This window comes from Geobacillus sp. 46C-IIa (assembly GCF_014679505.1).
In the GTDB taxonomy this organism is placed as follows: domain Bacteria; phylum Bacillota; class Bacilli; order Bacillales; family Anoxybacillaceae; genus Geobacillus.
In genome coordinates this window covers 3,487,059-3,504,283 of sequence record NZ_CP061474.1, presented here as the reverse complement: position 1 = coordinate 3,504,283, position 17,225 = coordinate 3,487,059, and the positions used below count along the sequence as shown (strand labels likewise).

General features: G+C 53.2%; 20 protein-coding genes. 8 read left to right on the top strand and 12 right to left on the bottom strand.

From position 1 onward, the window contains the following. Positions 1 to 2 precede the first annotated feature (2 nt). The 4 genes from IC803_RS17645 to speE form a co-directional block, all read right to left on the bottom strand. Positions 3 to 434: a YwiB family protein gene (locus tag IC803_RS17645; protein ID WP_081207893.1), complete on the bottom strand. Its 432-nt coding sequence runs from the start codon at positions 432 to 434 to the stop codon at positions 3 to 5. A gap of 121 nt (positions 435 to 555) precedes the next feature. Next, a complete protein-coding gene (locus IC803_RS17640; protein ID WP_081207894.1) occupies positions 556 to 933 on the bottom strand; it encodes a cytochrome-c oxidase in 378 nt (125 codons plus the stop codon). 139 nt (positions 934 to 1,072) lie between these two features. Beyond that, the gene (speB, locus tag IC803_RS17635) at positions 1,073 to 1,948 is read right to left on the bottom strand and encodes an agmatinase (protein ID WP_081207895.1); all 876 of its coding nucleotides are present in this window, start codon (positions 1,946 to 1,948) and stop codon (positions 1,073 to 1,075) included. Between the two features lie 12 nt (positions 1,949 to 1,960). Then, the gene (gene speE / locus IC803_RS17630) at positions 1,961 to 2,788 is read right to left on the bottom strand and encodes a polyamine aminopropyltransferase (protein WP_081207896.1); all 828 of its coding nucleotides are present in this window, start codon (positions 2,786 to 2,788) and stop codon (positions 1,961 to 1,963) included. Between the two features lie 254 nt (positions 2,789 to 3,042). Here speE and IC803_RS17625 point away from each other — a divergent pair, with 254 nt between their 5' ends. Beyond that, positions 3,043 to 5,088 carry a transglycosylase domain-containing protein gene (locus IC803_RS17625; RefSeq protein WP_081207897.1) on the top strand — a complete coding sequence of 682 codons (2,046 nt, stop codon included), beginning with the start codon at positions 3,043 to 3,045 and terminating at the stop codon, positions 5,086 to 5,088. A gap of 133 nt (positions 5,089 to 5,221) precedes the next feature. Here the strand turns inward: IC803_RS17625 and IC803_RS17620 are convergent, their stop codons facing one another. Continuing rightward, positions 5,222 to 5,737: a YwhD family protein gene (locus IC803_RS17620; RefSeq protein WP_081207898.1), complete on the bottom strand. Its 516-nt coding sequence runs from the start codon at positions 5,735 to 5,737 to the stop codon at positions 5,222 to 5,224. Between the two features lie 17 nt (positions 5,738 to 5,754). Continuing rightward, complete coding sequence (locus IC803_RS17615; RefSeq protein WP_081207899.1) at positions 5,755 to 6,423, bottom strand: site-2 protease family protein; 669 nt, start codon at positions 6,421 to 6,423, stop codon at positions 5,755 to 5,757. Positions 6,424 to 6,554: 131 nt separating this feature from the next. Here IC803_RS17615 and IC803_RS17610 point away from each other — a divergent pair, with 131 nt between their 5' ends. Together IC803_RS17610 and IC803_RS17605 are read left to right on the top strand one after the other, a co-directional pair. Next, entirely contained in the window at positions 6,555 to 6,743 is a 189-nt protein-coding gene (locus IC803_RS17610) for a 2-hydroxymuconate tautomerase (RefSeq protein WP_020961553.1), read from the top strand. Positions 6,744 to 6,845: 102 nt separating this feature from the next. Then, positions 6,846 to 8,147 carry an NCS2 family permease gene (locus IC803_RS17605; protein WP_081207900.1) on the top strand — a complete coding sequence of 434 codons (1,302 nt, stop codon included), beginning with the start codon at positions 6,846 to 6,848 and terminating at the stop codon, positions 8,145 to 8,147. A gap of 57 nt (positions 8,148 to 8,204) precedes the next feature. On the opposite strand, the gene IC803_RS17600 is transcribed toward IC803_RS17605, so the two are convergent. The 3 genes from IC803_RS17600 to IC803_RS17590 all read right to left on the bottom strand — a co-directional run bounded on the left by IC803_RS17600 (position 8,205) and on the right by IC803_RS17590 (position 10,407). Then, a complete protein-coding gene (locus tag IC803_RS17600) occupies positions 8,205 to 8,723 on the bottom strand; it encodes a YwgA family protein (RefSeq protein WP_081207901.1) in 519 nt (172 codons plus the stop codon). A gap of 13 nt (positions 8,724 to 8,736) precedes the next feature. Beyond that, complete coding sequence (locus IC803_RS17595; RefSeq protein WP_081207902.1) at positions 8,737 to 10,035, bottom strand: HD domain-containing protein; 1,299 nt, start codon at positions 10,033 to 10,035, stop codon at positions 8,737 to 8,739. A 144-nt stretch (positions 10,036 to 10,179) separates the two neighbouring features. Next, the gene (locus tag IC803_RS17590) at positions 10,180 to 10,407 is read right to left on the bottom strand and encodes a YuzB family protein (RefSeq protein ID WP_020961557.1); all 228 of its coding nucleotides are present in this window, start codon (positions 10,405 to 10,407) and stop codon (positions 10,180 to 10,182) included. A gap of 173 nt (positions 10,408 to 10,580) precedes the next feature. Between IC803_RS17590 and IC803_RS17585 the strand changes: the two genes are divergently transcribed. After that, positions 10,581 to 11,237, top strand: a complete 657-nt coding sequence (locus IC803_RS17585) for an RsfA family transcriptional regulator (protein WP_081207903.1) — start codon at positions 10,581 to 10,583, stop codon at positions 11,235 to 11,237. A gap of 116 nt (positions 11,238 to 11,353) precedes the next feature. Here the strand turns inward: IC803_RS17585 and IC803_RS17580 are convergent, their stop codons facing one another. Together IC803_RS17580 and pta are read right to left on the bottom strand one after the other, a co-directional pair. After that, a complete protein-coding gene (locus IC803_RS17580; protein WP_081207904.1) occupies positions 11,354 to 12,214 on the bottom strand; it encodes an octanoyl-[GcvH]:protein N-octanoyltransferase in 861 nt (286 codons plus the stop codon). 411 nt (positions 12,215 to 12,625) lie between these two features. Next, a complete protein-coding gene (pta, locus tag IC803_RS17575; RefSeq protein WP_081207906.1) occupies positions 12,626 to 13,606 on the bottom strand; it encodes a phosphate acetyltransferase in 981 nt (326 codons plus the stop codon). Positions 13,607 to 13,839: 233 nt separating this feature from the next. Between pta and hemQ the strand changes: the two genes are divergently transcribed. The 4 genes from hemQ to IC803_RS17555 all read left to right on the top strand — a co-directional run bounded on the left by hemQ (position 13,840) and on the right by IC803_RS17555 (position 16,760). Beyond that, positions 13,840 to 14,586, top strand: coding sequence for a hydrogen peroxide-dependent heme synthase (hemQ, locus tag IC803_RS17570; protein WP_081207907.1), 747 nt, complete (start codon positions 13,840 to 13,842; stop codon positions 14,584 to 14,586). 204 nt (positions 14,587 to 14,790) lie between these two features. Further along, positions 14,791 to 15,219 (top strand): cell wall hydrolase, encoded by a 429-nt coding sequence (locus IC803_RS17565; protein WP_081207908.1) that lies wholly within the window; start codon positions 14,791 to 14,793, stop codon positions 15,217 to 15,219. A gap of 24 nt (positions 15,220 to 15,243) precedes the next feature. Next, positions 15,244 to 15,834 carry a spore coat protein GerQ gene (gene gerQ / locus IC803_RS17560; RefSeq protein WP_081207909.1) on the top strand — a complete coding sequence of 197 codons (591 nt, stop codon included), beginning with the start codon at positions 15,244 to 15,246 and terminating at the stop codon, positions 15,832 to 15,834. Positions 15,835 to 15,920: 86 nt separating this feature from the next. Then, positions 15,921 to 16,760 (top strand): prenyltransferase, encoded by an 840-nt coding sequence (locus tag IC803_RS17555; RefSeq protein ID WP_223811996.1) that lies wholly within the window; start codon positions 15,921 to 15,923, stop codon positions 16,758 to 16,760. Between the two features lie 55 nt (positions 16,761 to 16,815). Here IC803_RS17555 and IC803_RS17550 read toward each other — a convergent pair whose 3' ends face one another. Further along, the gene (locus IC803_RS17550; RefSeq protein ID WP_081207911.1) at positions 16,816 to 17,187 is read right to left on the bottom strand and encodes a DUF423 domain-containing protein; all 372 of its coding nucleotides are present in this window, start codon (positions 17,185 to 17,187) and stop codon (positions 16,816 to 16,818) included. Positions 17,188 to 17,225: the final 38 nt, after the last annotated feature.

Sequence of the window (17,225 nt, the reverse complement as noted above, 5' to 3'; positions counted from 1 at the left end):
GCTTATACCCCCTTAAATGTTAACGTCAACGTATGGCGCCCGCTCCACTCATGCTCTAGCATCAGTTCATACGAGAGAAAGAGCTGCCCTTGTTTCCGTCTTTCGTCATATCGGAACTCGATCGCATCCGTTTTTGTCGCCAGCGCCCACCGCCCGAACACCGTTTTGTAATGGCCCGGCATTTCCTGCCGACAGCGGAACGTTTGCCTCATCTCGACCGCCCCAGAGCGGAGGACGGTCACCTCATCGGGTGCGATTTTCACGATGTTAGTCACTCGGCCGAGTTCGTTTTCCTCAGCAAACTGCACATACATCGTTTCCCCTTTTATGTAATACATGCCGTCCACTTCAAGCACGACCGTCTCTTGGTGCGCACCGTCGCGGATGACGGCCACCTGGCGAAGCCGCACCGGAATGCCGTTTGTTTCTTTCATAATGGATGAACACACCTTTGCGAACAAACAGTCATAACAATAAGTATAAAGAACTGTCCTGCCTGATTCAAGGGGCGAGAAAAAGAGAAGGCCCAAAGCAAACGCTTTGGGCCTGGTCATCTTAATTTGACGATGAGACACGAACGTTTTGCAACACAGCAATGGCGAAGGAAATGACGCCAAGGACGACGAGTGTTCCGCCAATGGCTGTCGCTGGCACAAACGCTTCATAACCGTACACGACAAAAATCAAACCGACCATCATGAGCGGCAGGCCGATATTGTGCAGCCAGAAATGGATTTTCGCCCATTTCGTCGCTGCTTCCTGTGGGAATAAATGATAGATGATGCCCGCGAGCGTCAAAGCCGTCCAACCTAACAGGTTGATATGGACGTGAACCGGTGTAAGCACAAACGAATGGGTCATCGACATGCCAAGTCCGATCAAGACACCGATGACGAAGTACACAACAGAAATTTTGATCAGCTTGATGCCCACTTCTTCCCCCCTCCCTCGAATGGTAAATATGTTAAATAAATTGAATATTATTCCATATAACACGCCCATATTCCCGCAACCTTTCTCCTAAACAAAAAGCGCCCCCGCATATTTGCGATTGAGGCGCTTTTTCCTATATTCACTTGGCCACCCAGCCAAGCAGCATTTCCCGAACAAGCTTGCTCGCTGTGTTCGCGGTTTGTTCCGAATGGTCGTAAATCGGTGCGACTTCCACCAGATCGGCGCCGACGACGCGCACGTCGGAGCGGGCGATCTCGTGGATGGCGGCTAATAGTTCTTTCGATGTAATACCGCCGGCATCAACCGTTCCCGTGCCCGGGGCGTGAGCCGGGTCGAGCACATCGATGTCGATCGTCACATACACGGGGCGGCCGGCGAGTTTCGGCAGCACGGAGCGAAGCGGCTCGAGCACGTCAAACTTCGCGATGTACATGCCGTTTTGTTTCGCCCATTCGAACTCTTCTTTCATGCCGGAACGGATGCCGAATGAAAAGACGTTCGTCGGACCGATGAGATCGGCGACTTTGCGAATCGGCGTCGCGTGCGACAACGGCTCGCCTTCGTAATGTTCACGCAAGTCGGTATGGGCGTCCATATGAATGACGGCCAAATCGGGGTAATAGTCGTGCACCGCCTTAATGACTGGCCAAGAGACAAGGTGTTCGCCGCCAAGACCGAGTGGAAACTTGCCGGCATCAAGCACTTTTCTGACGAACTGTTCAATCAGCTCCAAGCTGCGGGCCGCGTTGCCAAACGGCAACGGAATATCGCCGGCGTCAAAATAGCGAATGTCATTGAGCTCGCGGTCTAAATATGGGCTATACTCTTCAAGCCCGATCGACACTTCGCGGATGCGGGCCGGGCCGAACCGCGAACCGGGCCGGTAGCTGACCGTCCAGTCCATCGGCATCCCGTAAATGACTGCCTCACTTTCTTCAAAGTTCGGGTGGCTGCCGATAAACACGTTGCCGGAATAAGCTTCATCAAAGCGCATCGGTCTGCCCCCCTATTTCACCAAGTCCGCAACAAATTTTGGCAATACAAAACATGCTTTATGCAGCTCTTTTGTGTAATATTTCGTATCGATGTCGTGGAAGCGGTCATCGCTCACCGCGAGCGGATCGTATTTTTTCGAGCCGAGCGTAAACGTCCACAGCCCGCTTGGATAGGTCGGAATGTTCGCCGTATATAGACGCGTGACCGGGAAAATTTCCTTCACATCGCGGTAAACGGTGCGAATCAAATCCGCTTTAAACCACGGGTTGTCCGTTTGGGCAACGAAAATGCCATCCTCTTTCAACGCTTTTGCAATGCCGGCGTAAAACCCTTTTGTAAACAAGTTCACCGCCGGGCCGACCGGCTCGGTCGAGTCAACCATAATGACATCGTACTCATTTTCACTTTGGGCGATATGCATAAACCCGTCATCGACTTTCACTTCGACGCGCGAATCGTCAAGTTGGCCAGCGATTTCCGGCAAATATTTTTTCGAGTACTCGATCACCTTGCCGTCAATTTCGACGAGTGTCGCTTTTTTGACGCTTGGGTGTTTCAGCACTTCGCGGATCACGCCGCCGTCGCCGCCGCCAACGACAAGCACGTTTTCCGGATTCGGGTGGGTAAACAGCGGCACATGGGCAACCATCTCATGATAGACAAATTCGTCTTTTTGTGTCGTCATCACCATGCCGTCCAAAATCAACATGTTGCCAAACTCTGCCGTTTCGACCATATCGAGTTTTTGGAACGGCGTTTGTTCTGTATGTAAAGTGCGGATGATGCGTGCCGTGATGCCGAAATGTTCTGTCTGCTTTTCAGTAAACCATAGTTCCATCGGTAACATCCTTTCTCCGAACGTTGCTTACTATACAAGTTTCCCTTGCCAACGAAAAACTAAACATGAAAAAGTATAGAGCAATCTAGCAAAAATGCAAGGGGAACAAGTTTAAAATAAAAAATTTTTTTTCATACTAGTAAGAAAGCGGAAAGCGCCCGCCCAAGGCAGCGGGCTGGAGGGAAAAACAAAGCGTTTTGATGGCGCCGATCCGCCTGTCCTACATACTGTTTAAACCATTGGGGTGATGCGCAATGGAACCGATCCCGGGCAGCCGTTTTCGCGGCACGTGGAAATATGTGCGCGCCGCCGTCTTTATTGGCGTTTTCCTCGCAATCTTTGCTTCCGCTGCCCTCGGGAGCTTTATTTTGTTCGCAAAAATCGAAGGCGCGCCGCCGGTCGCTGTGCCGCAAACGACCATTTTTTACGCCGAGGACGGCAGCAAAATCGGGGAAAGCGACCATGGGCAGAAGCGCTACTGGGTTCGTCTCGATGACATTTCCCCGCACGTCATTGAAGCGACGATCGCCGTCGAAGACCGAAAGTTTTACGAGCACCACGGATTTGATTTGAAACGAATCGCCGCCGCCGTCATCGCCAATGTGCAGGCGATGGCCAAAGTCGAAGGGGCGAGCACGATCACCCAGCAATACGCGCGCAACTTATTTTTGACGCACGAGAAAACGTGGTCGCGGAAAATTCAAGAGGCGCTCTATACGATCCGCCTTGAAGCGAACTACAGCAAAGAAAAAATTTTAGAAGGCTATTTAAACACCATTTACTATGGACATGGGGCTTACGGGATCGAGGCAGCGGCGCGCTATTATTTCGGCAAGCACGCCGAGGAGCTGACGATCAGCGAAGCGGCGATGCTAGCCGGCATCCCAAAAGGCCCATACTATTATTCGCCGCTCGTCAACGAAAAGCGGGCGAAAGCGCGGCAAAAAATCGTCCTTCTCTCGATGGTGGAAGCGGGCTACATCAGCCGCGAAGAGGCGGAGCAGGCGTACCGCGACGAGCTCGTCTACGTCCGGCACCGCGAGAAAGAACGGCCTGTCGCTCCGTATTTCCAAGACGTCGTCAAGCAGCAGCTGCGCACAAAGCTCGGCCTTGACGAGCGCACGATTGAATTAGGCGGGCTGCGCGTGTATACAACGCTTGACCCGCGGCTGCAACGAATCGCTGAGAAGCAACTCGAGCGAGTGATCAATCCAACGTCCGCCATCCAAGCCGCGCTAGTGGCCATGGACCCGCGCACAGGGGAAGTGAAAGCGCTCATCGGTGGACGCGACTACGACGAAAGCCCGTTCAACCGCGCTGTGCAGGCGGAACGCCAGCCGGGCTCGACGTTCAAGCCATTTTTGTATTATGCGGCCATTGAACAAGGGTTCACCCCCTCGACCGAATTGCGCAGCGAGCTGACGACGTTTACATTTGACGGCGGCCGGGCAACGTATACGCCTCATAACTACAATGATTATTATGCGAACGGACCCATTACCCTCGCCCAAGCGCTCGCTGTATCCGACAACGTCTTTGCGGTAAAAACGCTGCAGTTTATCGGTGCCGACAAACTGATCGAAACAGCGAAAACGCTCGGCATTACAAGCAAATTGAAAGCCGTGCCATCGCTGGCCCTCGGCACATCGCCGGTGAAAATGATCGATATGGTGGCGGCGTACAGCACGATCGCCAACTATGGCAAAAAAGCAGATCCGGTGTTCATCAAAAAAGTCGTCGATGCGAACGGAAACGTGTTATATGAGCACCGGCCGTCAAGCCAACAAGTGCTCGACCGCGATGCGGCGTTTGTGACGGCCCATTTAATGACCGGGATGTTCGACCCGAAGCTGAACGGCTATACGACCGTCACCGGACAATCGATCCTCGACGAAATGACGCGTCCGTATGCCGGCAAGTCCGGGACGACGAAAACGGACAGCTGGATGATCGGCTTCGCCCCGCAACTTGTTGCCGGCGTCTGGACCGGTTATGACCGCGGGGAAACGATGCACCGTTTTGACGAAAAACAATACGCCAAACAAATCTGGGTTCGCTTTATGGAAGAAAGCCTCGCCGGCGAGCCGAAAAAATCGTTGAAACCGACAAAAGGCGTCATCGGCGTCTACATCGACCCGCAAAACGGAAAGCTGGCTACCGATGCTTGTCCGGTGAAACGAAAAACGTATTATCTCATCGGCACCGAACCGACCGACTATTGCACCGATCATTTAGAGAAAAAACGAGAGAAAAAAGAAGACGGAAAAAGCTGGTGGGAAAAATGGCTGCCGTGGTTCTAACATGAAGAAAATCCCCTAAGCGTACGCTTAGGGGATTTTCTTGTCCTAGGTTTCCTGTGTTATACATGTAGGTTTAGTTTATCCCTTTTTCTAGGCAAGAACAAGTCTTTCCACTAATATGTTCACAAAACCGTCACAATTCGCCTTCAAGCCCTTTTTTCAGCTCATCGCTCGAACGGTTCCACATGTCGATGTCGTGCCCCTTCAAAAAGTCAGCGAGCACCCGTTTTGATTTCGCGTCCATATGGTCGACAATAATGTGCCGTTTTAGCGACTTATCAAGCCGGTTCACATGTTCCGGCAATAGCTTATAGCCGCGGCGCGCCTCACGGTCGACTGTCATTTCACACGCTGTGACCCCGGCGTAATACGGGCCGTCCTCGCCGCGCTCGATCGTCACCCAAACGATCCAGTACGGCTTGCCGTTTGGCACAGCGGAACGGTCGGGCAAAAACTTGATGCCGCGCTCAACGGCGCTGCGCGCATGCATCGCCCCCATATCAACGAACGCTTCGCCCGCCTCGACATCAATGATGACCGGCGAGACGTTTTCTAGGCTTAACGCCCCGGCGCCAAAGCCGCGGTGCCCGTCGGTCGGATCGTCTTTAATAATGTTAAAGCCGATGGTTTTTTTCTTTTTTTCCTCCATCCGCTTCTTCCTCCTTTCTACGTAAACAAGTTGGCAGCGAACGTCTGCAAATGTTCGAGCACAAACGGCAACGCCACTTGAAACACCGGCTCAATCGTGTACCGGTCGAGCGGCGTCAGCACGAGAATGAGAAAAATGAGCGCCCCGTAGGTTTCCCATTGCGTCATTTTCGCCCGCAGCCCATCCGGGGCTAAGTCTTCAATAATACGATACCCATCAAGGGGCGGAAACGGCAATAAATTAAACACAAACAAGACGGCGTTCAAGCCGATAAAAATTTGGAAAAACATATCAAACCCAGCGGCAAACCAATCCGGCAGCGCCCGCATGATGCCGAAATCGACCATCGCATACCAGACGACAAACCCAAGCCCAGCGAGCACGAGATTGCTCAGCGGCCCGGCAACTGAGACGAGAATGCCGGCTAGGCGCGGGTTTTTAAAATGGAAGCGGTTGACCGGCACCGGCCGCGCCCAACCGAACCCGGCCAAGAAAATGAGCAGCGTGCCAAGCAAATCCAAATGGGCAAACGGTGATAACGTCAGCCGCCCCTGGTTTTTCGCCGTCGGATCGCCGAACTTGTAGGCGACGTACGCATGGGCAAACTCATGCACAGAAAACGCCAGCGCCAGCGTCAACAGCACGTACGGAATTTCACTTAACGAATACGGCAAAATGTGTTCCACTTGATTAACTCCTTTTCCCCTGTATTCACTATCCTTAGTATACATGATTTACCGTGAAAAGTGGACTGAACTTCTCCGTTCCATGGTATAATAAGCGCGACAGCACTCGACAAGGAAATGGGGGAATGACGATGCCGTATGTAACGATCAAAATGCTCGCCGGCCGCACGGACGAGCAAAAGAAAGCGCTCGTTGAAAAAGTGACTGACGCCGTTGTGGAAACGACGGGGGCGAAAAAAGAGAGCGTTGTCGTTTTCATTGAAGAAATGACGAAAGATCATTACGCCGTCGCCGGAAAACGGTTGAGCGACGCGGAGTAAAGAAAAGGCGGGAGCGCTTAAGGCGCTCCCGTTGCTTTTTGAAGCAAAAACGAATATTATTATACTTGTTTCTACTATTGTTCGTCTTTTAGGAGGTTGCCTATGATTCGCTTTTCGGACAACACTGCCGAACGCAAAACGGAAGTTTTCGCCGGTTTGACGACGTTTTTAACGATGGTGTATATCATTGTCGTCAACCCGGTCATCTTGTCGGACGCCGGCGTCCCATTTGAACAGGCGTTCACGGCGACCGTCATCGCTACGGTGATCGGCACGCTTTGGATGGCCATGTTCGCCAACTACCCGATCGCCATCGCGCCTGGCATGGGGCTTAACGCCTATTTCGCCTATTCGGTCGTCGGCTCGCATGGCAACATTTCGTACGAAACCGCGTTTTCCGCTGTATTTGTCGCGGGATTGCTGTTTTTGTTGCTGTCGCTCACCCCGCTCCGCAGCAAGCTGATCGAAGTGATCCCGGACAGCTTAAAACACGGCATCACCGCCGGCATTGGACTGTTTATCGCCTTCATCGGTTTGCGGCTGACCGGAATCATCCAAGCCCACCCGCAAAATTTGGTGGCGCTTGGCAACTTGCATGCCCCATCGGCTGTGTTGACGCTTGTCGGCCTCGCCGTCACGCTCGTTCTCATGATGCGCGGCGTCAACGGAGCGCTCTTTTACGGCATGGTCATCACCGGGATCATCGCCTACGCGACCGGTCAATTGAAATTTGACGAAGGAATCGTATCGCTGCCGACGCTGCCGGACGGGCTGGTCGTTGCCAATCCGTTTGCGGCCGTTGGTGATGTCATCAGCCATCATTTGTACGCCGTCGTGTTTTCCTTTTTGCTTGTCACGCTGTTTGACACCACCGGCACGATGATCGGCGTCGCTCAACAAGCGGGATTGATGAAAGGAAAAACGCTGCCGCGCGCCCGCGAAGCGCTCTTGGCTGACTCAGTCGCGACCACGGTCGGGGCCATATTTGGCACAAGCCCGACATCGGCGTACATCGAGTCGTCCACTGGCGTTGCTGCCGGCGGACGGACCGGATGGACGGCGCTCACCGTCGCTGTACTGTTTGTCATCGCGGCCTTTTTCAGCCCGCTGGTCAGCGCGGTCGCCGGGTTATCCGCCATCACCGCCCCGGCGCTCATCCTCGTCGGCAGCTTGATGATCAGCAATATCGCCCATATTTCGTGGCATCAGCTCGACGAGGCGTTCCCGGCCTTTCTCATCATCTTAAGCATGCCGCTCACCTCAAGCATCGCGACCGGCATCGCGCTCGGCTTCGTCTCGTACCCGCTCTTAAAAATCGCCTGCGGCCGCTGGCGCGATGTGCCGTTGCTGCTGTACGTGCTGGCGGCGCTGTTCTTTTTGCAGCTGGCGTTTTTGCCGCACTGATCGAATCAACCTGACGACCGTTGACAACACCGGTTTTCAACTACTATAAAAGCCCGCTTATACGCGGGCTTTTATGTTGCATCGGCTGCGCAGCGCATCAATATACGCATACGCCTCTTCGATCTCTTCCTCCGTATAGCGCTGCTTGCTTTTTACGACAGCGATTTTCTCCTTGACTTCATCTTTTGACAAATGTTCAAAATAGAGCACCGTGGAGACAAGCTCCAAGAAGCGCGCATTTTGTTCATTCATCGCTTGCATGCATTCATCAAGACCCGGCATGCCCCAGTCATAATGGCGCAAAAACTGCTCGCCTGCTTCAGTGAGCGTATAGCGGTATTGCACATAGCCGCTTTTTTTCTCTTTTGTCTCGTGCAAAAAGCCGAGCGCGCATAACTCCTCGACGCGGCATGTCAGCTCTTCGGAGTACGGGCCATAAAAATGGAAATCGAACTTCTCGTAAAACGGAAAGTCGAGCTTTTTCGCGATATAAATCATTTTCTGCAGCTTTTTGCGGCCGGCAATTTCCCCGGCAGCCGCCAACGCCTTCATCACTTTCGCATGCTCCGTGAGCACTCTCCGTCATCTCCTAACCCTTTAAAATTTCCATAATCTTTTTCTTCACTGTCCGCTTCGTTGATAAGTCATGAAGAAAGTCAGCCGGAAAATACAGCTTATGGTCGGTGCGCCGCTTGCCGGAAATGGCGTCAACGAGCACCGATTCGCGCGACAGCTCGCGCAGTTCCCCGTTTGGCATAAGCAAATAAATCGGCAGGCGCTCGCCTTCCTCGCCCGGTCGGTAAAAATCGTACGGCAAGTCGGACGATGAGTCGACGACTAAGTAATAGTCCGGGTCGATGCCCGCTTTTTTAAACAAGCCGGTCAGCTCAATCAGCTTTGCCATTTGCTCGTTCGTCGGATGAAATTCGGTATATTGAAACAGACGGCGGTGGACAAACCGTTGGCATAAATCGCTTAAAATCGGATCCGGCTCGTGCTGCCATTGCTGGAAGTAAAACAACATAACCGCCTCATCGAGCGCCAAGTAATCATCAAGCGCTACGTTCCCCTCAAAAAACGACAAAAAGTGAACGGGCTTCGTTTGAAACGAGTAGCCGTCTTCGAACAGCTTTTTTGCCCGATGCAAAATTTTCGTCAAAATGACCTCCGCACTGCGCGTTACCGGATGGAAATACACTTGCCAATACATTTGGTAGCGGCTCATAATGTAATCCTCAACCGCGTGCATGCCGCTCCGCTTAATGACGACTTGGTCTTCGCGCGGGCGCATGACGCGCAAAATGCGCTCCATGTCAAAATAGCCGTAGCTGACGCCGGTGTAGTACGCGTCGCGCAATAAATAGTCCATCCGGTCGGCGTCAATTTGACTCGAAATCAAGCTGACAACGAGTTTGTTTGGATACGTTTTAGCGATCACCTCGGCCACTTTTTGCGGAAATTGGCTGTCAACGGCGCGCAAGGCGGCGTTCACTTCCGTATCACCGACAATAATGGCCCGAGTGAAATCTTCATGGTCTAAATGAAACACTTTTTCAAACGAATGGGAAAACGGGCCGTGCCCTAAATCGTGCAAAAGCGCCGCGCATAGACAAAGGAGGCGTTCGCTATGATCCCAATGGTCGCGGCCGACAAAGACGTCATCAAGAATGCGGCGGATGATTTCGTAGACGCCGAGCGAGTGGTTAAACCGGCTATGTTCAGCGCCATGAAACGTCAAGTACGTCGTGCCGAGCTGCTTAATGCGGCGCAAGCGCTGAAACTCTTTTGTGCCGATTAAATCCCAAATCACCTTGTCGCGAACATGTATGTATCGATGCACCGGATCTTTAAACACTTTTTCTTCATGAAGCTGCCCGCCGGGATACATAGTGCCCTCCTCTTCCGTTTCCAACATACATCTATTATACGCTCTTTCGAGATGCAAAGAAATAGTTGACTTTTTTCTCCGTCTTTCTCCATTATTGACGGAAAAAACAAAAAATCACCTTCTTTCGGCAAAGAAGGTGATCGACTAGCGTTTTTTCAGCTTTTCGGCAATTTTATCGATCAGTTCGTCTTCCGTCAGCGCCGCCACCGGGCGATTGTTGACGAAGGCGAACGTTTTTTTCCTTCCCGGGCCGCAATACGACTGGCAACCGATTTTAATGACCGCGTCCGGGTCCAGCTTTTTCAGGCGCGGCAGCAACGTCTTTAAGTTCGGTGCCTTGCAGTCGTCGCAAACGCGAAACTCATTCGCCATCATCCGTCATCCCTTTCCACAGCGTTTGCTTTGTGTATTCTACCGCTTTCGCAGGAAAATTGCAAGCGGGCGGCTTTCATTCTGGCAATTTGCCAATCCTGTAAACTTGCAACGTATAAAATTGCCTCTTTTTGCCCATCCTTTTACTAGCAGCGAAAAAGGAGTGGAGAATGATGAAACAACGGCAAGACGCTTGGACGGAAGAAGACGATTTATTGTTGGCGGAAACCGTGCTCCGCCATGTGCGCGAAGGAAGCACCCAGCTGAATGCGTTTGAAGAAGTCGGCGACAAGCTGAACCGGACGTCGGCCGCCTGCGGATTCCGCTGGAACGCGGTCGTCCGCCACCAATATGAAGAGGCGCTCCAGCTGGCGAAAAAACAGCGGAAAGAGCGCCAGCGGCTGCTCGCCAAACAAGGCGGCGTTAGAAAGCGGCGCCTGTATGAACCGCCGATGCCGTCATTAGAGGAGCTCGGCGACGTGATGCAGCTGCCGGCCGTCATCCAAGCGGCACCGCAGCCCCAATCAGTCACGCTTGATCAAGTGATCGCCTTTTTGAAAACGTTCCAATCGCACGAACGGAAACGGGAAACGCTAGCCAAAGAAAACGAGCGGCTGCGCCGCGAAATTGAAGAATTAAAGCAAAAAAATGAAGAATTGGAAGAAAAGGTTGCGAAATTAGAAGAAAACTCGTCGACCGTCCAAGAAGATTTTGAGACGCTTGTCAAAATCATTAACCGAGCACGCAAAATGGTGTTAAAAGAGGAAGAAGAGCGGGGACTAACCTTTCGGATGGACCCAAATGGAAACTTAGAAAAAATCGCCGAGTAACAAAACAGGATGCCGTGGACAAACCGCGGCATCCTTTCTTGTTGGCGAAAAACGGCGATCTTCTAGCACCGATGACTTCGGCGGGACGATCTGATCCTTTTGAAATCAAACGATTGTTACCGTTTGGCGCCTTCAGTCGGCTCTTCGATGGATACGTTGGCGTTCCGTTCAACGATGCGCGCCCAATATTGTTCATACCATCCCCATTCCTCGCCATCGAGGGCGGATGAATGCAAAGCGCCGCCGAATGATTGAAGCGTGCGCCAAAGGGCAATCAGCAGCTCGTCGACCGACAATGCGCGGCCAATGAGCTCAGACAGTGACGCCATCACCGCCGGGACGACATCGGGGTAAGTGAATTTTGTTTCTTTCCCTTGCCGACCGAGCTCGTAAAAACGGCGGATCAGCTCAGCGCGCTCCGCTCCGCTGCCAGTGGCGCAAAGATAAATTTGCACCGCGACCCCGCCGCGCACGCGCCGCTGCGAAATGCCGGCGAATTTTTTCCCGTTGATGCTTAAGTCATAACTGCCCGGACAGTACGAGCCAACAACTTCCCCCGCTTCGATGTTGACGCCGTACGGGGCAAGCATGGCCGCAATGAGCGCGTACATCGCTTCATACCCTTGTTCGATGGCAATCGTATGTTTTTTCGTCTCCGGAAAAATGAGCGAAATGTTCAACACTCCGCTGTCAAGGACGACGGCGAGGCCGCCCGAGTTGCGGACGACGACGCGGTACCCTCTTCGCCGCAAAAACGAAATAGCCTCATCAATATACGGAAGCTTTGTGTCCGCGGCGCCTAAAACGACGGTATTCTCATGCACCCATGTGCGGACGACCGCATCGGATCGTCCGGCACCGACCGCGGTGCATAGCGTATCATCGATCGCAAACGACTGTTTTGCGTCAAACAGCGAGCCGAAGTGCGACTGGTCAATCACCCGCCACTTCGGCTGCCGCAGCAGTTCATGGCTCATCACGGTTAGCTCCTTACGTTGATCATTCCGTCCCCATTATAGCACAATCGATGGAGATGTTGGGCAGCGCGCACCATGCCGCAGCCGGATCGCTGAACACTCTCCGGCCTTTGCAAGAGCTGAGCTTTGCCCTTCTATATCTTTTGGTGCAAGGGAAAATCGGGAATGGAAGACGCCGATTTCTCCCTCACCTACGCCCACGCTGAGAAGAGGGGCTTTCCTAGTCAGGATGACAAAGAGGGTGTCCCGAACACGCAGGGCACCCTCTCCTGTCACTATATACAAGAAACACTTCCGCTATACAATATCTTGTATTCCCATCAGGAAAGGGCGTCCTTTTCGATCAGTCCCCTTTCCTACCGTCATCCGGCGTCTGTCTCGGTGATCTTTTGAACCAATCCGTTTTTTCATTCACTCCGCAAGCGATTGAGCAGCGGTGATCAAGGCAAGCTTGTACGCATCTTCAGCGCTGCAGCCGCGCGAGAGGTCGTTCACTGGCTTGTTCAACCCTTGCAAAATCGGGCCGACCGCTTCAAAGCCGCCGAGGCGTTGGGCAATTTTGTAGCCGATGTTGCCTGCTTCAAGGCTCGGGAAAATAAAGACGTTCGCATCGCCCTGAATGACCGAACCAGGCGCTTTCTTTTTCGCCACTTCCGGCACGAACGCCGCGTCAAATTGAAACTCGCCGTCAAGAATGAGGCCAGGCGCCATTTCTTTCGCCAACCGCACGGCCTCAGCGACTTTTTCCGTCTCCGGCGACGAAGCTGATCCTTTCGTCGAAAAGCTAAGCATGGCCACGCGCGGATGAAGGCCGAACATAGCCGCCGTCCGGGCGCTTTCCACCGCAATTTCAGCCAAGTCTTGGCTGTCAGGGGCAATGTTGATGGCACAATCAGCAAACACATATGTTTCCTCGCCACGCACCATGATAAATACGCCGGACGTTTTGCGGATTCCCGGTTTCGTCTTAATAATTTGCAAAGCCGGGCGCACCGTATCAGCTGTTGAGTGGGCCGCCCCGCTCACAAGGCCATCCGCCGCTCCTGTGTAGACAAGCATCGTACCGAAATAGTTTTCATCCAACAGCAGTTCGCGCGCCGCCTCTTCGGTCACTTTCCCTTTGCGGCGCTCAACGAAGGCGGAAACGAGCTGGTCAAACTCGGCATAGCCACGCGGATCGACGATGTCCACTCCATCAAAAGGCAAGCCAAGCTCCGCCGCTCTCGCCTTAATCGTTTGTTCATCGCCAAGGACGATCGGCTGCAGCACTTGTTCCGCCGCCAATCGGCTCGCCGCCGTCAAAATGCGGTTGTCCGTTCCTTCCGGAAACACAATTTTCCGTCTGGTGCCAGCGACTTTCGCCTTTAATGTGGTAAATAAATCGTTTGCCACGATTCAAGCCTCCTTTATGATCGACTGGCGTTTCCCCGCTAGGCACGCCAGCGTTCCTCTATCATTAAGCATACCGCTTTGGATGGGAAACGCAACGATAGTAAGCCTTTCCAACAAATAATTCACCTTTTAGAACAATTCAGTCTACTTTTGACCTGTGCACCAATGTCCGCTTTTTTGGGCAAACTATGGTATAGTGATACTGTACTATTGACCGATAAGGAGTGACGATGATGAGTGAAGCGGCCCAAACGTTAGACGGTTGGTATTGTTTGCATGATTTCCGTACGATCGACTGGAGTGCATGGAAAACATTGACGAACGAAGAGCGCCAAGCGGCGATGGACGAGTTTTTGGCGCTCGTCGACAAATGGGAAGCGACGGAAAGCGAGAAGCAAGGCAGCCATGCCATCTACACGATCGTCGGGCAGAAGGCGGATATGTTGTTTATGATTTTGCGCCCGACGCTCGAGGAGCTGCATGATATTGAAACGGCGCTCAATAAAACGAAGCTTGCCGAGTATTTTTTGCCGGCGTATTCATACGTCTCGGTCGTCGAATTGAGCAACTACTTGGCGTCCGGCAGCGAAGATCCGTACCAAATTCCAGAAGTGCGCCGCCGCCTTTACCCCATTTTGCCGAAAACGAACTATATTTGCTTCTACCCAATGGATAAACGGCGCCAAGGCCAAGACAATTGGTACATGCTCTCGATGGAAGAGCGACGCGAACTGATGCGCGCCCACGGCATGACCGGCCGAAAATACGCCGGCAAAGTGACGCAAATCATCACCGGCTCCGTCGGCTTGGATGATTTCGAATGGGGCGTCACCTTGTTTTCGGATGATGCGCTCCAGTTCAAAAAGCTCGTTTATGAAATGCGCTTCGATGAAGTGAGCGCCCGCTTTGGCGAGTTTGGCTCGTTTTTCGTCGGCACCCGCCTGGCGGCTGAAAACGTGCCAGCCTTCCTCCATATTTAATGGCAAGGCCCCGCGCGATGCGGGGCTTCCTTGCTTTTTCCGCTTTTTTGGACAACCGTATCGGTTTCTGTCATATGAGGCTTTCCTCCCCCATACATATAAAATCAGAAATTCCTTTCCGAAACAGTCTGTCCATCTGTCACCATTTTCCTTCTCCATCAATAGCCTATTACTGTCGAAATCGATGACGACCGAGGTGACGATATGGCTGTTGTAGCCCATACAGAAGAAGACGTGAAACTGTTAGCCCGGCTCATGCGGGCCGAGGCGGAAGGAGACGGGCGGCTTGGGATGCTGATGGTCGGCAATGTCGGCATTAACCGCGTCATCGCCGATTGCCTCGATTTCCGCGACATCCGCACGATCCGCCAAATGGTGTTCCAAAGCCCGGGCGGTTTTGAGGCGGTACAAAAAGGGTATTTTTACCAGAGGGCGCGCGAAATGGATATCGGCTTGGCGCGCCAAGTGATCCGCGGCTGGCGCTACCACCCGGCGACAAACGCCCTTTGGTTTTTTAAACCGCCTGAAGGCCAACCTTGTCCGCCGCAATGGTTTAACCAGTGGAACGTCGGCCGCTACAAATCGCATTGCTTCTTCGCGCCGACTCCATCCGATTGTCCGCGCGTTTACTAACTTTTCATATGAGGAGGTTTTTTTATGTCCAACCATACAGAAAACAATGTCTATCCGCTTGATGAGAAACAGCAATACCATTACCATGCACCGTTCAACCCGGAGCGGCAACAACCGTATGCAGCTTATCCGTACGGTTACCCGTATCCGCAGCCATACTATCCTGCGGCGTACCCGTATTACTACTATCCGCAAACGGCTGCCGCCCCAGCCATGACGCCGCCAGCGACCGCTGCACCGACATTTGGCTTACAAGCGCCGACGTTTGCCGCACCGACGCCGACACCGACCACCGCCGCCGGCCCAACGATTCCGGGGATGTTGCCAATGGAAGAGTCGTACATTGAAAACATTTTGCGGCTAAACAAAGGAAAAATCGCCACGGTATATGCGACGTTCGAAAACAATCGCGAATGGAACGCGAAAGTGTTCCGCGGCGTTATTGAGGCGGCCGGTCGCGACCATGTCATTTTGAGCGATCCGCAAACGGGCACGCGCTATTTAATTCCGATGATTTACCTTGACTACGTCACCTTTGAAGGGGAAATCGCCTACGAATACCCGTTCGCCAGCGCTACAGCCGCAACACCGCTTGCTACGTATTCTCCACGCTAAATGGAAAAACCGTCTTTTGATGAGAAGGTTGCCGATGGCAACCTTCTTTTTTTGGTTGACGTGATGGCCATCACAAGCTGCTACTAATGCGCCCGGCAACATGGAGCGGGACAATCAGCCCTGTGCTGGCCGCTACCGCGCTGGCGGCGAAAAAGGGTGCCGTTCGGATCGAGGTGCTGTTGGCGATGTTAGCCGCCTCTGTGCTGATTCAGTCAGCCGTCAACATGCTGAATGACTATTTTGATCGGTTGCGCGGCCAAGACCGTGACAAATGGACGAACGGGCATGGCCATGGACCCGCCCATCGCTCGATCCCTGCCGTTGCTGGCGCCATGCTGGCCGCCGCCGTTATGTTAGGCGTGTACTTGGCGTGGCAAAGCGATCCAGCCATCGCGTGGATCGGCGCTGCAGCGATCATCTGCGGGATCGCCTACTCAGCCGGGCCGCGTCCGCTCGCCTCGCTCGGTTTAGGTGAGTGGACCGCCGCTGTTTGCATGGGGCCGGTCGTGACCGCACTCGCTTATGCCGTACAAGGGCATGTTCCAGACACCGCTCTGTTTGCCTTGTCCATCCCGTTCGCCTTGCTGATCGCCTCGATGATTTTGACAAACAACATCCGCGACATCGAAAAAGACCAGCCGTTTCGCCGCACGTTAGCCATCCGGCTTGGACGGAACAACGCCGTGCGCCTTCTCGGGCTTCTTCTCGTCTCCGCCTACTTGTCCATCGCCGCCTTGATCGTTTGGCATATCGTTCCTTTTCTTGCCGCGATCACATGGCTCGCGTTGCCGCTCGCCATTCGGCTTCGTCTCTGTTTCCGCCCCGGCGCTAGTCGAACCGAAGAAAGAAGCGGCATGAAATGGGCCGCCCGCCACCATTGGACCGTTGGGCTGTTGTTGACGTTGAGTCTATGGCTTTCGCTGTAGAACGGAGAGGGACGGCGGCAAAAAAAAAACGGAGCGCTCCGCTCCTGCGCTCCGTTTACAACCATTTTAACGCCGCATAGCCGATCATCACCCAAGCGATTAAAAAGGCGACGCCGCCAAACGGGGTGATGGCGCCAAGCGGCTTGATTTGCGTGATACTTAATACATATAAACTGCCGGAAAACAGCACAATCCCCGCCAGCATCACCCAGCCGGCCGCACCGATCAACCCAGTGTTCGGCGCTTTGCCAAGCAGCAGTCCAACGACAAGCAGCCCTGTCGCATGAAACATTTGGTATTGCACCGCCGTTTTCCAAATGTCTAAATACCGATCCGGAATTTTCCCTTCAAGCCCGTGCGCGCCAAACGCTCCCAACGCCACAGCTAAAAATGCGTTCAACGCGCCGAGAAGGATGAACGTTTTCATCGCGGTCCCGCCTTTCTAGTCAATGATTGCTTTTCATT